Genomic DNA, 2066 nt, shown 5'->3' on the forward strand with positions numbered 1-2066 from the left:
GCTGAGTAGGTCATCTTTTATATTTCTCTTTGCTTGGTTTAAAAGCATTGTACCTTTTCTATTTTGGACTGACTATAGACGAAACTCATAGACTAGCCAGCATATAAGGGCTATATTTGAACTCAAAATATCATCTACAAACATTTTACCTTTGAGCAAGCTATATTTCTTTTTTCATCGGTTAGTTTTTATAAATAAAACAGACTGCGTTTATGGTCTGGTTCGTATTTCGCTTTGGCAAAATCTTGATATAATTGTACGTTCTAATTCACCAATGCTGTTTATTATTTGTTGTTAACACTCGTACACTGAGATTGATTTCTGCTAAAATTATATAGCGACATTATCAATATCTCATCATAAATATGAGTAAAAGGATTCAATATGCGATTGAAATCAATCGTTCAAAAATTACATGAACGCGCTCCAAAATTGGGCAAAGCTGCCTCACTGACGACAGCAACCAGCGTGATTACTTTTAATAGCATGTTAGCTGGGCTACCTGTCTGGGTAATGGGTGCTACCAAGGCTATCACCGGTGCTGCCATCGCTGACAAAGCCGTTATCGATGTGACGAACTATTGGATCAATAGCAACAATGCATTGATCGATAACGTATTACCGCGCAAAGACTGGCGCATTAACTTACCTGATGATGTGCATACCAACGGTAAGTATCTACTGGTGAGCAATCATCAGTCATGGGTTGATACCAGTATCGTGCAATATATCAGCGAGAAACGTTTACCATTGACGCGCTTTTTTACCAAGTTTGAGCTCATATATATCCCTGTCATTGGTCAAGCTTTCTACTTTCTCGACTTTCCTATGATGCGTCGACACTCTAAAGAAGCCATCGCCAAAAACCCTGCTCTAAAGGGTAAGGATATCGAAGAAGCGAAACGAGCGTGTGCATTGCTTAAAGACAAGCCTTTTACACTATTGAACTATCTAGAAGGGACTCGCTTCACTCCTAGCAAACATGATAAACAAAAGTCCCCATATACGCATTTACTCAAGCCACGCGCTGGCGGGTTGTCACTGGCTATGAGTGCATTAGGGGAAGAGATTGATGGGATTTTAGACATGACGATTGTCTACCCTGACGGTGTGCCCACTTATAGCGATCTATGGAAAGGCAATATCAAACGTTTAGGCGTCGATGTGCGACATATTGAGATACCCAAAGACCTGTTTACTGCGATCAAGAACGGCGGCTATGAAACAGATGAAGCGATAAAAGCACAGATGTTTGAATGGGTAGAGCAAATATGGCATCAAAAGGATCAGCTAATCACAGAGATGTTGGCTGACTTTGAGAACAAAGATGCTATCAAAACAAGTGATCTTTGATACTTTTACCTAAAGATACTCATATATAGATAAGAGTTTCTCATAGTGTAGTAAGTTCTAATACAGATAATTTGGCACCTCATGACTGAAAAGTTGACGTGCCAAAGTTTTTGATGATGTATGTTTTAATAACTAGCTATTAATAACGAAGTCATTCAAGCCTCTTGAATGTCTAAACCGATGACATGGTTAAGATGGCCAGTTTTTAGGTATATCGTCGCGCCCTCTACCCCTGCTTTTATTTGTACATTTATATCTATCGGCAGGCGTATCCAACTATCCTGCTGATATACCTGCTTACCCTCTATTAGCTCGCCTGCTACAACTAATATTTCTGCACCGCCATGGATTGTCTCAGTGAATAGCAACTCGCCTGCATCGATACGCTGTAGACTAACGTGCTCTACCCCATCAGAAAAAAGCGGGCAGATATTACGGTTGCCTTGTTGCTGCCAATTAGCATCTTTATAAGTGTCGATAACCACGTGCTGCGTTTCGTCAGACGACATTTGCCTCAATTTAACGAAAATAACAGCACCTTCATCACTATAAGGCCGATGACCTGAAGACGGTGGGTTACGTAGATACCAACCTGCTGGATAATGAGTGTCATCTGCAGAAAAAGTGCCTGATAGTACTAGGGCGTGTCCCTAATTGGCAAACAAGTATATATCTTCTAAAATAAAGCATACACTTTATAAAGTAAGAGGTAT

2 protein-coding genes and 1 pseudogene are annotated in these 2066 nt (G+C 40.2%); 1 reads left to right on the plus strand and 2 read right to left on the minus strand.

Annotated features, from left to right (window positions below; all coding sequences use genetic code 11):
* Positions 1-384: 384 nt before the first annotated feature.
* Entirely contained in the window at positions 385-1353 is a 969-nt protein-coding gene (locus I3254_RS00420; protein ID WP_238050454.1) for an acyltransferase, read from the plus strand.
* 155 nt (positions 1354-1508) lie between these two features.
* On the opposite strand, the gene I3254_RS00425 is transcribed toward I3254_RS00420, so the two are convergent.
* Positions 1509-1862, minus strand: a complete 354-nt coding sequence (locus tag I3254_RS00425; RefSeq protein ID WP_238050456.1) for a cupin domain-containing protein — start codon at positions 1860-1862, stop codon at positions 1509-1511.
* Between the two features lie 18 nt (positions 1863-1880).
* Positions 1881-1988 (minus strand): annotated as a pseudogene (locus tag I3254_RS14255) (cupin domain-containing protein); the annotation flags it as partial.
* Between the last annotated feature and the right edge of the window lie 78 nt (positions 1989-2066).

This window comes from Psychrobacter sp. Ps2 (assembly GCF_022129405.1).
Classification (GTDB): Bacteria; Pseudomonadota; Gammaproteobacteria; order Pseudomonadales; family Moraxellaceae; genus Psychrobacter.

Excerpts from the sequence above, each read along its gene's own strand:
- I3254_RS00420 (WP_238050454.1), top strand. The coding sequence starts at position 385 with ATGCGATTGAAATCAATCGTTCAAAAATTACATGAACGCGCTCCAAAA.
- I3254_RS00425 (WP_238050456.1), bottom strand. The coding sequence starts at position 1,862 with ATGTCGTCTGACGAAACGCAGCACGTGGTTATCGACACTTATAAAGAT.